The organism is Crocosphaera sp. XPORK-15E (genome assembly GCF_034931425.1).
GTDB lineage: Bacteria > Cyanobacteriota > Cyanobacteriia > Cyanobacteriales > Microcystaceae > UHCC-0190.
This window is the reverse complement of sequence record NZ_JAYGHQ010000016.1, coordinates 1-16,977: the sequence shown is the minus strand read 5'-3', so window position 1 is coordinate 16,977 and position 16,977 is coordinate 1. Positions and strand designations below refer to the sequence as shown.

General features: G+C 36.8%; 17 protein-coding genes. 8 read left to right on the top strand and 9 right to left on the bottom strand.

Annotated features, from left to right (window positions below):
* Position 1: 1 nt before the first annotated feature.
* From VB691_RS17565 to VB691_RS17530, 8 genes are all read left to right on the top strand, one after another.
* The gene (locus VB691_RS17565) at positions 2-460 is read left to right on the top strand and encodes a nitrogen fixation protein (RefSeq protein ID WP_323292816.1); all 459 of its coding nucleotides are present in this window, start codon (positions 2-4) and stop codon (positions 458-460) included.
* 4 nt (positions 461-464) lie between these two features.
* Positions 465-836: a Nif11-like leader peptide family natural product precursor gene (locus VB691_RS17560; protein ID WP_323292815.1), complete on the top strand. Its 372-nt coding sequence runs from the start codon at positions 465-467 to the stop codon at positions 834-836.
* A 56-nt stretch (positions 837-892) separates the two neighbouring features.
* The gene (locus VB691_RS17555; RefSeq protein WP_323292814.1) at positions 893-1,234 is read left to right on the top strand and encodes a Nif11-like leader peptide family natural product precursor; all 342 of its coding nucleotides are present in this window, start codon (positions 893-895) and stop codon (positions 1,232-1,234) included.
* 181 nt (positions 1,235-1,415) lie between these two features.
* A complete protein-coding gene (locus tag VB691_RS17550) occupies positions 1,416-2,681 on the top strand; it encodes a nif11-class peptide radical SAM maturase 3 (RefSeq protein ID WP_323292813.1) in 1,266 nt (421 codons plus the stop codon).
* 17 nt (positions 2,682-2,698) lie between these two features.
* Positions 2,699-2,878, top strand: coding sequence for a hypothetical protein (locus VB691_RS17545; RefSeq protein ID WP_323292812.1), 180 nt, complete (start codon positions 2,699-2,701; stop codon positions 2,876-2,878).
* Between the two features lie 160 nt (positions 2,879-3,038).
* On the top strand, positions 3,039-4,199 hold the full coding sequence (locus tag VB691_RS17540) for a phosphotransferase (RefSeq protein WP_323292811.1): 1,161 nt from the start codon (positions 3,039-3,041) through the stop codon (positions 4,197-4,199).
* Between the two features lie 25 nt (positions 4,200-4,224).
* Positions 4,225-5,346 carry a T3SS effector HopA1 family protein gene (locus VB691_RS17535; protein ID WP_323292810.1) on the top strand — a complete coding sequence of 374 codons (1,122 nt, stop codon included), beginning with the start codon at positions 4,225-4,227 and terminating at the stop codon, positions 5,344-5,346.
* 60 nt (positions 5,347-5,406) lie between these two features.
* Positions 5,407-6,150, top strand: a complete 744-nt coding sequence (locus VB691_RS17530) for a peptidylprolyl isomerase (protein WP_323292809.1) — start codon at positions 5,407-5,409, stop codon at positions 6,148-6,150.
* 190 nt (positions 6,151-6,340) lie between these two features.
* Here the strand turns inward: VB691_RS17530 and VB691_RS17525 are convergent, their stop codons facing one another.
* The 9 genes from VB691_RS17525 to lysA all read right to left on the bottom strand — a co-directional run bounded on the left by VB691_RS17525 (position 6,341) and on the right by lysA (position 16,892).
* Positions 6,341-6,499, bottom strand: a complete 159-nt coding sequence (locus tag VB691_RS17525; protein WP_323292808.1) for a hypothetical protein — start codon at positions 6,497-6,499, stop codon at positions 6,341-6,343.
* Positions 6,500-6,933: 434 nt separating this feature from the next.
* Complete coding sequence (locus tag VB691_RS17520) at positions 6,934-7,587, bottom strand: Uma2 family endonuclease (RefSeq protein WP_323292807.1); 654 nt, start codon at positions 7,585-7,587, stop codon at positions 6,934-6,936.
* A 118-nt stretch (positions 7,588-7,705) separates the two neighbouring features.
* Positions 7,706-8,359, bottom strand: coding sequence for a Uma2 family endonuclease (locus VB691_RS17515; RefSeq protein ID WP_323292806.1), 654 nt, complete (start codon positions 8,357-8,359; stop codon positions 7,706-7,708).
* A 167-nt stretch (positions 8,360-8,526) separates the two neighbouring features.
* Entirely contained in the window at positions 8,527-10,062 is a 1,536-nt protein-coding gene (locus VB691_RS17510) for an HlyD family efflux transporter periplasmic adaptor subunit (protein WP_323292805.1), read from the bottom strand.
* 38 nt (positions 10,063-10,100) lie between these two features.
* Entirely contained in the window at positions 10,101-12,812 is a 2,712-nt protein-coding gene (locus VB691_RS17505; protein WP_323292804.1) for an ABC transporter transmembrane domain-containing protein, read from the bottom strand.
* A 5-nt stretch (positions 12,813-12,817) separates the two neighbouring features.
* Entirely contained in the window at positions 12,818-13,417 is a 600-nt protein-coding gene (locus VB691_RS17500) for a helix-turn-helix domain-containing protein (RefSeq protein ID WP_323292803.1), read from the bottom strand.
* 319 nt (positions 13,418-13,736) lie between these two features.
* Positions 13,737-14,489, bottom strand: a complete 753-nt coding sequence (locus VB691_RS17495) for an isoprenyl transferase (RefSeq protein ID WP_323292802.1) — start codon at positions 14,487-14,489, stop codon at positions 13,737-13,739.
* The gene (gene cdaA, locus VB691_RS17490) at positions 14,486-15,409 is read right to left on the bottom strand and encodes a diadenylate cyclase CdaA (RefSeq protein WP_323293032.1); all 924 of its coding nucleotides are present in this window, start codon (positions 15,407-15,409) and stop codon (positions 14,486-14,488) included. The genes VB691_RS17495 and cdaA overlap by 4 nt, the downstream gene beginning before the upstream one ends.
* A gap of 58 nt (positions 15,410-15,467) precedes the next feature.
* Positions 15,468-16,892 carry a diaminopimelate decarboxylase gene (gene lysA / locus VB691_RS17485; protein ID WP_323292801.1) on the bottom strand — a complete coding sequence of 475 codons (1,425 nt, stop codon included), beginning with the start codon at positions 16,890-16,892 and terminating at the stop codon, positions 15,468-15,470.
* Positions 16,893-16,977: the final 85 nt, after the last annotated feature.

Here is a 16,977-nt window from a genome sequence, read left to right as displayed (position 1 = left end):
TATGGAGGATGTTGAGGTGCAACATCATCACTCAAATCAAATAACACTTTGCCCCAGTTCTCGACCAGAAATACCTGGCAGTGTTGCCTTTGGTGTTATCAGTGGAACAGTAGATAACCCCCGTGTTGCTTATCTCAAAAAACCTCAACCTGTAACGGAAGAATTAATCGCACTAGCAGCACCTGTAACACCAGCAGAGGTCTTTCGGACTGCTAGTTCTTGTGCTACTAATAAATGTCAGCATTTTGATGGTAGTAACTGTCGTTTAGCCCAGCGAGTAGTTGAGCAATTACCCATTGCTGAAACCCAATTACCTCCTTGTGCTATCCGAAAAGATTGTCGCTGGTTTCAACAAGAGGGAAAAGCAGCTTGTTTTCGGTGTCCCCAAATCATTACTGATAACTATAATGCTTCCAAATTAGTTCGTGAAGTATCAATGCCTACTACCATTGGAGAATAAAATTATGTCTCTCGAAAATGTGAGAGCTTTCTATGAAAGGTTAGCGCAAGATGAAACATTTCGCTCTGAACTTCAAGAACTAAAAAACCAAGGAGAATGTAGCCAATTTGTTCAGGAAGCTGGCTATAACTTCACCAAAGAAGAGTTTGAGAATTATACCTCTGAACTGTTAGAATCGAGTCTAGATGAAGGGGAATTAAAAGATCTCAATGAAAGAGAAATGGAACTCGTATTTGGTGGAGCTAGTGGCAATAAGCCATTGTACCCATTTCCCCCATTTCTTCGAGATCTTTTACCATCAAATGTTCCTTGGCCTCCTAAACCTTTTGAGCCTCCAATTGTTCCCCTTTATGGTGTAATTATTTCACCAGAATAACAGAATGTTTGAATCTCAATTACCTTGACTAATAATAAACAAAAAAGGAGTAAATCATGTCTTTAGCGCACGTCAAATCTTTCTACGAACAGCTTGCCAACGATGAAGCTTTCCGTACTCAAATTCAAAATGTTGAAACTAAAGAACAATGTAGCCAAATAGTTAAAGCTGCTGGCTATGATTTTACTTTAGAAGAGTATGAAGAATATACCTATCAATTGTTAGAATCTGCTGCTGGTGAGGGCGAAATTCAGGATTTAGGTGAAAAAGAATTAGCCGCCGTGTTTGGTGGAATGACTGGACGGCGAACAATTCAACCACTCTATGGTGTTATCTGGCCTCCTAAAGATTTGTATGCTCAGCCTCTTTATGGTGTGGTTATTTCTACAGATGAATAGAAGCATTTTCTGCACATCTTCCTAAGTAGGTAAGTTTGATGAAACAAATAAGGTAACGGTTTGTTGTTGGGCTTTAGCCCTTACACTAATGCGCTGAAGCGCAACAACAAACTATCTTATTTGTGTCAACCTACTTGAATCAAAATCAAAGATTTAGTTAAGCCGTTTAATCAAAAGAATTATGACAGAATATCGTCGAATTAGTTATGCTGTATGGGAAATTACCCTAAAATGTAACCTCGCTTGTCAACATTGTGGTTCCCGTGCTGGACATAATAGAACGGAAGAACTTTCAACCGAAGAAGCCTTAAATTTAGTTGAACAAATGGCTGAAGTTGGTATTAAGGAAGTCACCATAATTGGAGGGGAAGCATTTTTACGTCCAGACTGGTTAGAAATTGCCAAAGCTATTAATAAAGCAGGAATGGTTTGTGGTATGACCACTGGAGGTTATGGTATCACTTTAGAGACTGCTCATCGCATGAAAGAAGCGGGAATTAAGGTGGTTTCTGTTTCTGTTGATGGGTTAGAAGAAACCCATGACTATCAACGGGGAAAACAAGGCTCTTGGCAATGGGCTTTTAAAACCATGAGTCACCTAAAAGAAGCAGGAATTGCTTTTGGTTGTAATACCCAAATTAATCGTCTTTCAGCCCCAGAATTTCCCCTAATTTATGAGCGTCTGCGAGATGCAGGAATCTTTGCCTGGCAAATTCAATTGACTGTTCCTATGGGGAGGGCTGCTGATAATAATCATATCCTTTTACAACCTTATGAATTGTTAGATGTCTATCCAATGATAGCCAAGGTAGCACAACGAGCAAAACAAGAAGGAGTGAAAGTTCAAGCAGGTAATAATATTGGCTATTATGGCCCTTATGAAAGATTGCTGCGCGGGGGTGATGCTTGGTCATTTTGGCAGGGATGTAGTGCTGGACTTTCTACTTTAGGAATTGAAGCAGATGGAGCAATTAAAGGATGTCCTTCTTTGCCCACTACTGCCTATACTGGAGGGAATATTCGAGATTATTCTCTGAGAACAATTATTGAAGAAACTGAAGAATTACGGTTCAATTTAGGGGCAGGAACTCCTCAAGGAACTGATCATCTTTGGGGTTTTTGTAAAACCTGTGAATTTGCCGAATTATGTCGCGGTGGTTGCAGTTGGACGGCTCATGTTTTCTTTGATAAAAGAGGTAATAATCCTTACTGTCATCATCGCGCATTAACTCAAGAAAAACAAGAGATTCGGGAGCGAGTTGTTTTAAAACATCAAGCATCAGGAAATCCTTTTGATAATGGGGTATTTGAGTTAATTGAAGAACCTTTTAATAGTCCCTTACCCGAAGATGATAAACTACAGTTTACAGCCAATAAGATTCAATGGCCTGCTAGTTGGGAAAAAGAGGAAGATAAGACGTTATCTTTGGTAGGTTCTAGTTATTAATTTTGAGGTAAATAATCATGGAAAAAAGTTCAATTGAGTCTAATAATTTAGAAGAAAATTCAGGAAATGAAGAATTAAATCAACCCATTTTACCCCGTTCTGCTTGGAATAGTAATATTGCTTATTTACGGGCTTTATTTAAAGTTAAAAAGGCTTTAGATAAAGTTGAGGAAGAAGCAGGAATTTTAAGAGAATAGTTAGATTAGAAGTAGGGGCAACTCATGAATTGCTCCTACAGGTAGCGTCTGTGCGTAAGTCTTGTTCTATTAATTAGATTTGATATAAATCAAGTTTACTGCATCTGAATTGATCAAAAGCCTTCATGATTTTCCGAAGATAACTCATTCTTTATTGCTTATGTCACTGATTTTAAATTCCCAGAATATTTTTGATTATTTAATTGAACATAGACTTTTTACTGAGTCTGACAAAGCGAGTGCTAAAATTGAGCCAATTTTAGCTAAAAATTTCAATTTATTAATTAGTTTTTCCGATAATGGTAAACTTTTAGTTAAACAAGAAAGACATAATCAAGAAGGAAAAACTGCTGGTGAATTCTTAGGAGAATGGCGATTGCAAAAATTTTTACAAGATTTTTCAGAACTCAATGCTTTATGTCCTTATGTTCCTGAAATTGTCCATTTTGATCAGGATAATTCTATTCTAATTTGTAACTATCTTGAACATTATAGAGATTTAGCTGACTTTTACGCTAAAGAAGACTTATTTGCTCCAGTAATTGCATCTTCTTTGGGAACAATTTTAGCAATAATTCATCGTCAAACTTTCAACAATGAAGAATATAAAACATTCTTCTCTCATGATTTGGGAAGTCCAAATTCTAACCCAATATTAAAATCAATTCAAGGGTTAGAAAAAATTACTCCAGAAATATTTGGTGTAGTTCCCACTGATGGCTTAAAATTCTTTGCTCTTTACCAACGCTATGATAGTTTAGGAAAAGCGATCGCAGAATTGGGACAAGCATTAAATCCTATTTGTTTAACCCATAATGATCTAAAACTCAATAATATTCTCCTCTCAAATGATTGGCAAGAATCCGATAAAAATCTGGTTCGTTTAATTGATTGGGAACGATCAGGATGGGGAGATCCAGCTTTTGATTTAGGAATGTTAATGGGAGGTTATATACAAATTTGGCTCGGAAGTTTAGTAATTAGTCAATCTTTAACGATTGATGAATCTCTCCGTTTAGCAACAACTCCTTTAGAATTATTACAACCTTCTATTGCTGCCTTATACCTTGCCTATTTTCATACTTTTCCCGAAATTATAGAACATAAACCTGATTTCTTAAAACGAGTGATTCAATGTGCTGGTTTTGCTTTAATTGGACAAATTCAGGCAATGATTCAATATCAAAAATCTTTTGGAAATACAGGAATTGCAATGCTTCAGGTTGCTAAAACTTTGCTAAGTCGTCCCACCCAATCAATACCTACTCTTTTTGGTAGTGCTACCTCCCAATTACCTCAGCCTAATTCTGTTATTATTTAACTAATACTTTGGAACCTAAATAATTATGCAATCCCTTGATTCTCTCCTCGTTCAACAGTCTAATAAAATCGGTGATAAATTACTTCAAGTTCTCACCGATATTGTTAACAAGGTTGAAATTAAACCTAATTTTTCTATTCGTCACCCTAATTATAAACCCTTTGAACTTCCTGCTGAAGTCGTTTGTCGTTTTGAGAATCTTCCTGAACAAATTAAACAAAAATATTTGAGTTTACAATTACAAAGTTTTTTGTATGGAATCTATTATAATGGCTCAATGCGAACGGACTTAGCACTGGATAAAGAAACAGATAATAGACCCATTAATTTAGAAAATAATACCTTCTTAGGGGTGGATTTAGAATTTTATGATCAATTACATCAAAGTAATCAAGGAGAGGGTTATTTTGACTCAGGTTGGTTGATTTTAAAAGAGGAAGAAGATGGGGGATTAACTGTTAGTAAAGGAGATTTAAACTTATATATTGAGCGAGATAAATATTTACAAACCTTTGAAAAATCGGCGGTAGTAGGTGATTTAGTGGCGATAAAAATGCCTAAAAATTTGGTACAAAATGGCTTTTATATGGCAGTAGGAAATGAAGGTCATCAAACCATTAAAACGTCTCCCAATGAATCGGTAATTGTTCGCATTTATTTTAATTTAACTCCTCCAGGATCTATTAAGGTAATGGCAAGTTTAACGCAACAGTTAAATAACCTAAAAATACCCTTTAGTTTTAAGGTTTTATATAATCCCGAAGATTACCAACGTTATGATTCAGGAGTCTTATATTTTGACAAGGAAAATTATCAGAAAATCAAAGTAATTTTAGAGAACATTTATCACGAACATCAAGGCTATTTTAAGCCAGAAATTCCCTTGTTTACCTTGGAAATTGCACCAGGTTTAGGATTAGCAGAAGAACCTGATAAAAAGTTTTTTCAAAAGGAAAGTTTTGGGATGAACCGTTGTCAGATAATTGCCAATGGGTTACTAAAAGCTTGGTATAATGGAGATAATTCTCCTGAAGGACGAATGAAAGCAATTTTTGAGCAGTTTTCTCAACTAAGCATTGATTTACAATATAGCTATCTTAATAGTGAATCTGAGAATATATATGATCAAGTTTCTATGTTAGACTAGCATAGTAAATCGGAAAAAAAGATTTTTTGTCTGAATATCTCTATTAGTAGGAGAAACCTAATGTCACAATCTATTACTATTAGCTCTGAGGATATCCTGAATGAAGTTAAGCTATCATTAAAAACCCCTGAGCTAGTAGAAGGAATTATCCGTCGTAAAGTAATAGAAAATGCAGTAAAAGAAGTTGGTATTACGATAGAAACTGAAGAACTTCAACAAATTGCCGACAAGTACCGAATAATGTATGGACTTCATAGTGCCGATGACACCTATGCTTGGATGGAAAAAAATAATCTGTCTCTAGATGATTTTGAAGAATTGGTTTACAATTTTACGCTTTCTTCAAAATTAGGTGTTCACCTGTTTTCAGATAAAATTGAGCCATATTTTTATGAAAATCAATTGAATTATGCTGGTGTGGTGATGTATGAAGTTGTTTTAGATGATGAAGATTTAGCCCTGGAATTATTCTATGCTATTGAGGAAGGAGAAACGACTTTCTATGATGTCGCTCATCAATATATTGAGGATAAAGAGTTACGTCGCAAAGGGGGATATCGAGGAATATTGTATCGTAAGGATTTGAAGCCTGATATTTCTGCTGCTGTTTTTGCAGCTAAACCTCCCCAGGTTCTTAAACCGATTGTAACTTCTAAAGGGGTACATTTAGTTTTTGTGGAGGAGATTATTCAACGAGAATTAGATAATTGGCTTCGTAATAAAATCGCTAATGATTTGTTTAATGAATGGATAGATAGAACCCTTACACAATTCAAATCTGATAACAACATTGAGATTATTTAACTCACTATTACTAAGAAAATAAATGCTTTTTGAGCAGGTAAATAAGTTTATATACAGTCTGAGTTAAATACAGTTATGAGATAATTTTTCAGGTTATCTCATAACTAACATTTTTTATTTATAGTTAAAAGGGATAAGGAATAGAAAAAATCAATTCTCCTCTAAATATCTTATCCCTAACAGTGATTTCTTACCACTCGACGCATAAACCAGTCCAGAGAATCCAGACGCGTCCACCACCTAATGTATTACCCATTTCTTGTTCGGTCAAATCTTGGAGGTAGCTTTCAGAATCAGAAAATAAGTCAGCACCAACAGTGTGTAAGTCAGAGATTTTAATGTTAGACATTTTTCAATTCCTCATTGAATAAAATTGCTTGAACTGGAATTAGACTTGTTTCTGTCCTTTCCTGTTAATATTATGCCCTAAGTTTTTCGAGCATGGCAAGGTATAAAACAACTTAAAAAGGAAATAATTAATACACTTAAATTATGATTTTCACCAAACTAGCTGTCTGAATTGATTAAAATGACACCAAAATTCAGTCAATTCAATATAAACACATGATTTTTGAAGAAATAACTATAACATTTATTTCCTTTTTTTTCTGGACAGCAATAAGTCGTCGCATATAAACAAACGACTCTGTATGAAGAAATATTAAGACAGCTTGGCGTTAAATTTGGTAAGTGGCTAAAAAAAATAACTTCTGCGATCGCTGATTAAATAATGGTATTTTTTCCTTGAAATCTTCCTATTTAATAGGAATATAAATTCTGACTTTAAGTTAAGTCATTATCAATATTTTCCCTAAGCCAATTTTTAAAGTTTCTGATGGCTTCACTTCTACCAAGCTGTTGACTTTGCCGAACATATTGATTGATTAATTCAACAATAGGGATATTGGGAAAATTCGGACTGGTTAAAGACTCAATATATTCCCCTTCTTGTAACAAATTAATTTGTAAACCACTTTGAGTATAACGCCAAAGTTCAGGAACACCTAAAAGTCGATAATTATCTAAATGGGTACGGGAAGTAATATCAATTTCTATGACTAAATCTGGAGGAGGATCAATTTCTAAATTCAGTTTATTTTTGCCAATAACAGCTTGATAGTTTTTAATATAAAAACAAGCATCAGGTTCGACTGCTTGATTCATAAGCTCGTTTTTAAATGTAGTTGATCCTAGGGGTTCAAAATTAATGTTTTGTGCATCTAAGAGAATTTTAATAATATCTCCAATGATTTCTTTATCCTTTTCATGTTCAGGTAAAGGTACCATAATTTCTAAGAATCCGTTACTGTAGGATAATCTTGAAGCACGACTTTCTCCTAATTCTGACAAGATTTCCTCAAATGTTTGCCAGTCAAGCTCTTTTAAAAGTAATTGTTGACCGGGATTTACGATAATTTTTTCTAAGGCTAATTGCATGGCTTTAGCTGGAAATGTTTATTTCTTAATTTAATTATATCAGAACCAGATGAACCCAGGAAAAATAAATTGAAGATACTTTTTATAATCAAAAAAATTGATGTACTAATATTTGATTTTAATTTAAGTCATGATCAATATTTTCCCTAAGCCAATTTTTAAAGTTTCTGATAGCTTCACTTCGACCAAACTCTTGACTTTGTTCAACATATTGATTAATCAATTTAACAATAGGGATATTGGGAAAATTCGGACTGGTTAAAGACTCAATATATTCCCCTTCTTGTAACAAATTAATTTGTAAACCACTTTGAGTATAACGCCAAAGTTCAGGAACACCTAAAAGTCGATAATTATCTAAATGGGTACGGGAAGTAATATCAATTTCTATGACTAAATCTGGAGGAGGATCAATTTCTAAATTCAGTTTATTTTTGCCAATAACAGCTTGATAGTTTTTAATATAAAAACAAGCATCAGGTTCGACTGCTTGATTCATAAGCTCGTTTTTAAATGTAGTTGATCCTAGGGGTTCAAAATTAATGTTTTGTGCATCTAAGAGAATTTTAATAATATCTCCAATGATTTCTTTATCCTTTTCATGTTCAGGTAAAGGTACCATAATTTCTAAGAATCCGTTACTGTAGGATAATCTAGAAGCACGACTTTCTCCTAATTCTGATAATATTGTCTCAAATTTTTGCCAGTTAAGCTCTTTTAAAAGTAATTGCTGGCCGGGATGAACTATTATTTGTTCTAAGACTAATTGCATGGCTTTAGCTGAAAATTTTGATTTCTTAATTTAATTATATCAGAACCAGATAATCTAGACTCCAACCATAAGCTTGAGTAGTCGGTTGGGTTAAACTATATTAAACCCAACCGCATTTTTCTTAGTATTAAAGTATGTTTTTTGACTCAACCTACTGTAGTGATCACCTAAAGTTTAAATCCTCCATTCTGCAACTTCTTAAAGGGATCAAGAACAAAATCAATTAGGCGACGTTGACGCACAATAACTTCTGCGGTTGCTGTATCTCCAGGACGTAAATTAATACATTCTTTAGGGGTTGGCATACAAGTTTTGTTAAGTTCAATTTTCAAGTCATAAGCTAAAACTTTACCATCAGGAGTATCTATCTCTGACGTAGTTGGAGAAACCTCGATTAATTTCCCTTCAATAATCCCAAAATCTTGAAAAGGAAAAGCATCAAACTTCATTTTAACAGACATTCCTTTAGTAACAGAACCACTTTCCGTTGTGGCCATTTGCGCTCGTAAAATCAATGCTGTTCCTTGGGGTGCAATCTCTAAAAGTCGATTTCCTGGTTGAACAACTGCCCCCTCAGCTTCAATCGGTAAATGAAAAACTGTACCTGCAATGGGAGATTTAACCACCCGTTGACTTAACTGAAACTGTAAGCTTTCTAGTTGACTTTTAGTTTGTTTTATGTCTGATTTTAAGGTACTTATTTCCGTTTGCAGATTATTGATTTCTTCTTTATTTTTAAGCAAAGAAAGTTCACCTGAACCCATCAAACTATCAGAACCATTTTCTTGCTCTTTTAGCCTTAACTCAGCTTCTTTGATGTCAGCTTTTGCTTGTTTAAGGGTGCGTTCATAACTGCTTATTTGCTCCGCTAAACGGTGTTTTGATTGTTGAATATCAGACTTTGATTGCTCATAAACTTTTTTCCTTTCTTGTACAGAATCTTCTCTTTCCACTACCTGAATTTGTGAAACAATACCTTCTTCAACTGCAGACTCATAACGATCTTTGACTCCTTCCGCATTTTTTAACTGAATTTCCGCTAATTTAATTTCTCCTAGATTATGTGCTAAATCCTGTTTAGCTTGATTAACTTGTGCTTGTTTTTCTTCCTTCTGTAACCCATAGGCATTTCTCAACATATCAAGGTTCTGTTTAGCTTGATTAACCTGGGCTAATTTTTCTAATTTTTGAGCTTGATTTTGTTGTTGTTGAGTCTGATAAACTAACTGTAATTGTTTCTCCAGAATCTTTAATTGATGTAACCTTTGTTCTTGTCCTTCGAGTTTATTTTGTTGTTGTTTTAAATCAGCTTGGATTAACTCAGATTCAATTTCAATTAAACTTTGTCCTGGTTTAACAATATCTCCTTCTTTTACATTAATTAAAGATACCTTTCCCGTCACAGGAGCATCTAATTTTAGGGTTGTTCCCTTGGGTTCCAATTTACCGATCGCGGTTCCGGTTTCATCCACTTTAGCTAACATGGCCCAAGGTAAAACAATAGTAACAAAAATAACCAAAAAGTAGAGTAGTCCCCTTGTCCAAACACGAGGTAATGTCTCTAGGAGATCTTTCGTTGAATTAGACCAATCATCCTGATAATTAGTTTCAGTTTCCGTAACTTGAGAGATTAACAGATCATCTTGAGATAACTCATCTGGAGATTCCTGGGGAATGTGTCCATTATTAACTGCGTTAGTCATAAGGTTAGTCCAAAAATAAAAAAACAATAAGGTAAAATTTAAGCAACTGTATCTAATTGTTGTTGATTAAGGTAATGATAATGACCCCGTTTAGCCATTAATTTTTCGTGGGTTCCACTCTCAATTAATATCCCTCTATCCAGCACTAAAATTAAGTCTGCTTTACGCACCGTAGAAAGGCGATGAGCAATAACTAAAGTGGTTTGATGACTAAGAATAGAGTTAAGATTAGTTTGAATAATGCGCTCTGATTCTGCATCTAAATGAGAGGTCGCTTCATCTAAAATTAAAAGGCGAGGGCTGCCTAATAAAGCACGGGCGATCGCTAACCGTTGCCGTTGTCCTCCTGATAGCATTCCTCCCCCTTCTCCGATTTGGGTTTCGTACCCCATTGGTAGTTTTTTAATAAACTCATCAGCCCCTGCTAAGTTAGCCGCCTCCATAATTTCTTCTAGGGTAGAATCAGGATGGGCTAAACTAATATTGTCTCGAATTGTTCCCCCAAAAAGAAAGGTATCTTGATCCACCACACCAATTTGTTGTCTCAAGGAACTTAGGGACAAACTATTGAGATCTTGTCCATCAATTAATATTTTACCATCTGTAGGGGGATAAAGTCCTAAAACTAGCTTAGAAATGGTGGTTTTACCCGAACCACTGCGCCCCACTAAGGCCACCGTTTGACCAGGTTTTATCTCAAAACTAAGATTTTCTAGGACGTTTAAATCACTTTCTGGATGATAACGAAAGGTGACATTATCAAAGCGAATATTCCCTCTGATTTTTGGTAATATTTGTCGTGATTGGTTTTGTAAATCTTCTTCGGGTTCGTAGTCAAGAACATCATTAAGCCTTTCAACCGCAATCATAACTTCTTGTAATTGTTCCCATAATACAGTCAGTCTTTGGAAGGGACGAATAACATTACCAAATAGCATATTAAATGCCACTAATTGCCCAATAGTTAATTGATTTTGAATGACTAACCATGCACCATACCAAAGTAACCCTGTGGTTGCTAAAGCTTCAATACCATTACTAAAAATTTGGAGACGGTTGCCAATAACTTGCCCAGAAAATTGCGTGGTAATTTCTTTATGTAACAGTTCTTCCCAATGCCAACGAACAGTTCTTTCAACGGCACTCGATTTGACAGTACGAATCCCGCTAAGGGCTTCAATCAAATAACTTTGTTCTTTGGCCATTTCTCCAAATATTTCTCTCGAAATCCGCTTTAAAAACGGGGTAGCAATTAAAGCTAGTAAGAAAAAAGGTGGAACAATGGCTAAGGACAAAAAAGCCATTTTCCAGCTATACCAAAACATTAATCCTACATAGATAAAAACTGTTATTAAATCTAGAAGAATTGATAAGGCTTCCCCTGTTAAAAATCGTTGTATTTTGCGATTTTCCTGTACACGAGAGATAATATCTCCCACATAACGAGACTCAAAAAATCCCAAAGGTAAACGCAAAGTATGGTTAATAAATGCCACGATTAAGGTAATGTCTATTTTATTAGCAGTATGATCTAATAAATATTGACGTAATCCCATCATAGCAACTCGAAATAAGCTAAAAATGATTAACCCTAACCCTACTGCGAATAAGGTAACACCTGATCGCTGAACTACCACCCGATCTAAAATAAGTTGGGTAAAAATGGGAGTAATAAGTCCAAATATTTGAATAAATAAAGAGGCAATGAAGATCTCAAATAAGACCAAGCCGTGAGGTTTAACTAACTCAAAAAATTGCCAAAATGGGGTGGTACTTTCTTTTGTATCTTTTAAGGAAACTGTAGGTTGTAATAAGAGGGTATAGCCTGTCCAATTTTCCTTAAATTCTCCGTGACTAATAGTTTTTTGTCCAACAGCAGGGTCAGCTATTACTACCTCTTTTTTGGTAATTTCATAGACGACAACATAATGTTTTCCGTCCCAATGAACAATCGCCGGAAGTTGTTGTTGAGCTAATTTATTTAAACTAGCTTTAACGGGGCGAGTGCTAAAACCTATGCTTTCTGCTGCGTGGCAAAGTCCTCTTAAAGATGCCCCATTTCTATCTACATTGGCAATATCCCGTAAACGGTTTACACTGAGTTTTTTGCCCCAATAACGAGCTACCATAACTAAACAAGCTGCCCCACAGTCAGAGGCACTTTGTTGAGCATAAAAAGGGTAGCGTCGCCACACTTTTTGTAACAGGTGACTAACTCGTTGGGTGGGACTAGGAAAGTAGGCTTTATTGATTATTTTTTGAGAAGTTGGTGCTGATTTTTCGGCGGGTAATTTAAGTGGAATATCAGTTTTTTGTTGAACTAATTCTGCGGGTTTTAATTGGTTATTTCGTTGTTGGGCTTGCTGATAAAAATGTTCTCGTATTTGAGGATATTGAATAATCAGAGGAAACAATAATTCAGGAGAAAGATAGCAAAGTTTAGTTTTTAAACCTGCCCTCACTCCATAGTTTTCAAAGTCTTCATTAGGAAAAAATTGACATTCTCCAAAGGTATCTCCGATTTCTAGGGTGCAGATTTTCTCATTTGATTGATTAACCAATCTAGATTTACCAGCCATGACAATATAGAGTCCAGCTTCTGCTTTGGTAGTTTCCCAAAATAAGCCAACTTGGGGTTCAATAATTTTAATTTGTTGCTGTAACTTGGCAAATTCTTTCTCAGATAAAGAGTAGCCTAGTGCTTTAGTAAGTTGCTGACGGGAAATAACAGGATTATGAATTTGCACCATGATTTTTATTCGGCTTTAAGTAAATTAAATGACAACAATTTTTCTTGTTGAATTTGGTTATGATTGGGGAGATCTTGAATAAGCAAGTTTTTACTTTTTGATAAAGTAGAATGATTGCTATCAATTTTATTGGGTTTCGGTTTAGTAGATAACCCCATCTGTTTAAGAAGCTGATTAATGTAGCGATCGCTAACTTGAATCTCAAATTCTTTGGCTAAATGTCTTCTTAACCATTCTGCTGTCCATCGCTTAAATGAATAACCATAATCACCGGGACTATGGCTAACTAATTCTTTTAAACGGTCTAAATATTGTTCATTAACTCTTTTAGGACGACCAATTTTACTATCTTTCCAGCAATGAGCTTGACCACTACGTGCTATCATAATCCAATGTCTAGCTGTGGCTTGACAACACCCTAATAACTGACAAATTTCTGTTTGACTTTTTCCTTCATCAGCTAATAGCATAATTTTAATTCGTTGACGATACTTGTTCTCAATATCCCCTTCAAGGGTTTTTTCTAGAGTTTTTCGCTGAAATGAAGTTAAGTAATTTTTTCGCGGCTGATTTTGATGCCCCTGGTACTCATTATGGAAGTACATAGATTTTTAATCCTTTTTTAAGCCGATTATAGCTGTTTTCCCTGACTAGAATAACAGTATATTCACCAGTATGTCTTACCCATTTGAACAATACTATTCCTGAAAAACTTTACAAAGCTTAACATTACTTAACCAAAAATCCGATTTTTTGCTTAAATTTAAACGAAATAATCAGGGTTTCACCGTTGAAAAATCGGATTTTTTTAGCTTTTCGGTATTGGTGCAAGATCTAAAAAAATTTAATGATGATGTGGGTTTAACAGTGTTAAACCCCTACAATAGAATGATTTTTAAAAAGTTAAGTTGATCGAAAAAATTGTTAAACTTTGCCAAACCGTCGTTCCCGTTGTTGATAATCTAATAAAGCTTGATGTAATTCTTCCCGATTAAAATCCGGCCAAAGAGTTTGGGTAACATAAATTTCCGCATAAGCTAATTGCCATAACAAAAAATTACTCAACCGCATTTCGCCACTGGTACGAATTAATAAATCAGGGTGAGGAATACCTGTGGTGTATAAATACTTCTCAAATAAAGCCTCATCAATATCATCTAGATTAATCAACCCTTGTTTTACCTGATCGGCGATCGCCCGACAACTCTGAACAATTTCTTGACGGCCCCCATAATTAGTCGCCACAGAAAATTGAATTCCCGTATTATTTTCCGTATCCTTCATCGAACGGTCAATTTCCGCCTGTAAAGAAGAAGGTAAGGCCGCCAAATTACCCACAAAACGGATTCTGACATTTTCTGCCATCATCTCCTCTAATTCACGGCGTAAAACCCGTTCAAACAGAGTCATTAAAAATTCCACTTCTTCCAGGGGTCGCCCCCAATTTTCCGTCGAAAACGCATAAGCAGTTAGGGCCGGAATACCCCAATCTCGACAACAGCGCAGTAAATCTTTAAGGGTATCCACACCCCGTTGATGGCCCATAATACGGGGCCGGCCACGACGTTTGGCCCAGCGTCCATTGCCATCCATAATGACAGCAATATGTTGCGGTAGGCAAGTTGAATCAAGATCAGGAGGTAAGTCGTTTAACACAATAGGCTGTTTAACAGTCATTTCTTCTCTTTTGGTGAGTTCGATGACGAGACACGAAAGATAGATTCCCAAAAGCGTCTTCCTTGGGAGCCAAAAGTGCGGCTGAGAAGACCCCAACCTGGTGCAACAGATTCTCGCTCAACCAGTGAGGAAAATCGTTGATCCAGTAGCTCTTTTAGTTTACTGCTAGTTAGGGGACGATCCAAGATACCCCTTTCCGCTAAGGAAATAGAACCAGTTTCTTCAGAAACTACAACACAAATACAATGGTCTACCCTTTCCGTAATACCCATAGCGGCCCGATGTCGTGTACCCAATTGACGGGAAGCGGTTTTATCCGATAGAGGTAAAATCACTCCAGCCGAGACAATGCGAGATCCCCGCATAAAGACTGCCCCATCATGAAGCAGGGTTTTCGGTTGAAAAATCGTCTGTAGGAGTTCTTTGGAGATTTCGCCATTGACAGTGACTCCAGGATTAACAAATACCCTTGTATCGATCGAAGCCGAGGTTTCTATCACAATTAAGGCCCCAGTTCGGTTTTGAGAAAGTTCTCGAATTGCTTCCACCAGTTCATCCACCACATTTTCCGGTTTAACCGTTGTTACCCCTCGTCCCCCTCGTTTAAATAATTGCATAATTTTTCCCTGTCCCAATAATTCCAAGAAGCGTCGAAACTCTCCTTGGAAAATGACAGCCATGGCCACTGCTGCCCCTAGGACTAATTTTTCCAGGACAAACTTCAGCAGTGTCAATTGGAGCTTTTCGCTGATCACTGCTGCCAGCATTAACATAATTAGCCCCCGAACCATCCACAAGGTACGACGCTCCCCAATGGCGAGAAGCATCAAATAGGTCAACAACAACACTAAAGCAATATCAAGGCCGTTATGAATTAGCCCAGGGGGTATCCAGTGATGGTCAGGAGGCTCACCCGACATAATGGAGGATGGCAAGATGAATGATGAATCAAAAACAAGGACAACAATCGGAACTAAGTTAGGCCAGAAGCCTTTGGGGTAAACAATCTTGTCGAATTAGATCCTCATAGGTTTCCCTCTGTAGGATCAGGTTAGCTTCTCCGTTTTTAACTAAAACGGCAGCCGGCCGGGACAAACGATTGTAGTTAGAAGCCATACTATAGTTGTAGGCTCCTGTCCCCATTACTACCAGGATATCCCCTGGGTGAGTTTGAGGCAACTGAGCATCTTTAATTAAAATATCTCCTGATTCACAATGTTTACCGGCCACTGTGACAGTTTCTGTGATGGGGGCTGACATTCTATTGGCAATCACCACACGATAAATTGATTCATAGGTGATGGGCCGAGGATTATCTGACATTCCTCCATCCACTGCAATATAGGTACGCAGTTGGGGAATTTCTTTGCGACTGCCTACGGTGTAAGCGGTGACACAAGCGGGACCAACTAGCGATCGCCCTGGTTCGGCCATTAGTTTCGGTAAGGGCATTTTCTGCACATCACAAGCCTTCATGACGGCTTCACTGACGGCTTTGACCCATTCTTCGATACTGGGGGGATCATCGGCTTCTGTGTAGCAAATTCCTAAGCCTCCGCCAATGTTTAATTCTGTCAAGGGCAACCCGTAATCTTGGCCTTTTTTGAGCCATTCCACCATCACACCTGCTAAGTCTTGATGGGGTTGACGTTCAAAGATTTGGGAACCAATATGGGCGTGTAATCCTCGACAATTAAGACAAGGGTATTGGGCCACATAGGTAAATACTGCTTCAATTTGATTGGGATCAAAGCCAAATTTACTGTCAAGGTGTCCGGTGCGGATGTATTCGTGGGTATGACATTCAATACCTGGAGTTAGCCGCAAGAAAATGGGAATGGTGACGTTTGGGGTGGCATTGCCTAATTTGACTAGGGTTTCGAGTTCTAGCCAATTATCCACAATAATTGTGCAACCGATGGCAATGGCTAATTGTAATTCTTCTAAGGATTTATTATTGCCATGAAAGTAAATAGTTTGGGCAATTTGTTGAGGAGAATAACCCATTTTTTCTAAGGCTTTTTGGGTGGTATATAGTTCTCCTCCTGATACCACATCAAAGCCTAATTCTTCACTGGCAATTACACTTACTACGGCGAGACTACTCCAAGCTTTTGAGGCATAAATGACTTGAGAATCTCCTTGATAGTAGGTTTTAAAACTGTCTCGATATTGTTCACAAGCAGTTCTGAGGGTGACTTCATCCAGAATATATAAAGGTGAGCCAAATTGTTCGACTAGGGTTTTTAGATCACAGCCCCCAATTTCTAAATTATCGTTATCTTTGATCTTGGCTGTTAGGGGAAGTAAAGACTGGTTAGGCGATCGCCTCGGAGATTCTATCGTGCTTTTCTCCAAATAATCTTGTCCCGAATGGGGCGTTCTGATCTCTGTAGATATCATGGTTTACCCTTGGTCTTAGGTGATGAGACGGGTGACATACCCACGCATTCCGCGTAGCGACCTACGGGGCTTCCTCTTTCAACGG

What these genes read in the sequence shown, in the direction of transcription:
- VB691_RS17565 (WP_323292816.1), top strand. Translation starts at nt 2, where the DNA reads ATGGAGGATGTTGAGGTGCAACATCATCACTCAAATCAAATAACACTT.
- VB691_RS17500 (WP_323292803.1), bottom strand. Translation starts at nt 13,417, where the DNA reads ATGTACTTCCATAATGAGTACCAGGGGCATCAAAATCAGCCGCGAAAA.
- VB691_RS17535 (WP_323292810.1), top strand. Translation starts at nt 4,225, where the DNA reads ATGCAATCCCTTGATTCTCTCCTCGTTCAACAGTCTAATAAAATCGGT.
- VB691_RS17495 (WP_323292802.1), bottom strand. Translation starts at nt 14,489, where the DNA reads ATGACTGTTAAACAGCCTATTGTGTTAAACGACTTACCTCCTGATCTT.
- VB691_RS17530 (WP_323292809.1), top strand. Translation starts at nt 5,407, where the DNA reads ATGTCACAATCTATTACTATTAGCTCTGAGGATATCCTGAATGAAGTT.
- lysA (WP_323292801.1), bottom strand. Translation starts at nt 16,892, where the DNA reads ATGATATCTACAGAGATCAGAACGCCCCATTCGGGACAAGATTATTTG.
- VB691_RS17550 (WP_323292813.1), top strand. Translation starts at nt 1,416, where the DNA reads ATGACAGAATATCGTCGAATTAGTTATGCTGTATGGGAAATTACCCTA.
- VB691_RS17505 (WP_323292804.1), bottom strand. Translation starts at nt 12,812, where the DNA reads ATGGTGCAAATTCATAATCCTGTTATTTCCCGTCAGCAACTTACTAAA.
- VB691_RS17515 (WP_323292806.1), bottom strand. Translation starts at nt 8,359, where the DNA reads ATGCAATTAGTCTTAGAACAAATAATAGTTCATCCCGGCCAGCAATTA.
- VB691_RS17555 (WP_323292814.1), top strand. Translation starts at nt 893, where the DNA reads ATGTCTTTAGCGCACGTCAAATCTTTCTACGAACAGCTTGCCAACGAT.
- cdaA (WP_323293032.1), bottom strand. Translation starts at nt 15,409, where the DNA reads ATGTCGGGTGAGCCTCCTGACCATCACTGGATACCCCCTGGGCTAATT.
- VB691_RS17510 (WP_323292805.1), bottom strand. Translation starts at nt 10,062, where the DNA reads ATGACTAACGCAGTTAATAATGGACACATTCCCCAGGAATCTCCAGAT.
- VB691_RS17525 (WP_323292808.1), bottom strand. Translation starts at nt 6,499, where the DNA reads ATGTCTAACATTAAAATCTCTGACTTACACACTGTTGGTGCTGACTTA.
- VB691_RS17545 (WP_323292812.1), top strand. Translation starts at nt 2,699, where the DNA reads ATGGAAAAAAGTTCAATTGAGTCTAATAATTTAGAAGAAAATTCAGGA.
- VB691_RS17540 (WP_323292811.1), top strand. Translation starts at nt 3,039, where the DNA reads ATGTCACTGATTTTAAATTCCCAGAATATTTTTGATTATTTAATTGAA.
- VB691_RS17520 (WP_323292807.1), bottom strand. Translation starts at nt 7,587, where the DNA reads ATGCAATTAGCCTTAGAAAAAATTATCGTAAATCCCGGTCAACAATTA.
- VB691_RS17560 (WP_323292815.1), top strand. Translation starts at nt 465, where the DNA reads ATGTCTCTCGAAAATGTGAGAGCTTTCTATGAAAGGTTAGCGCAAGAT.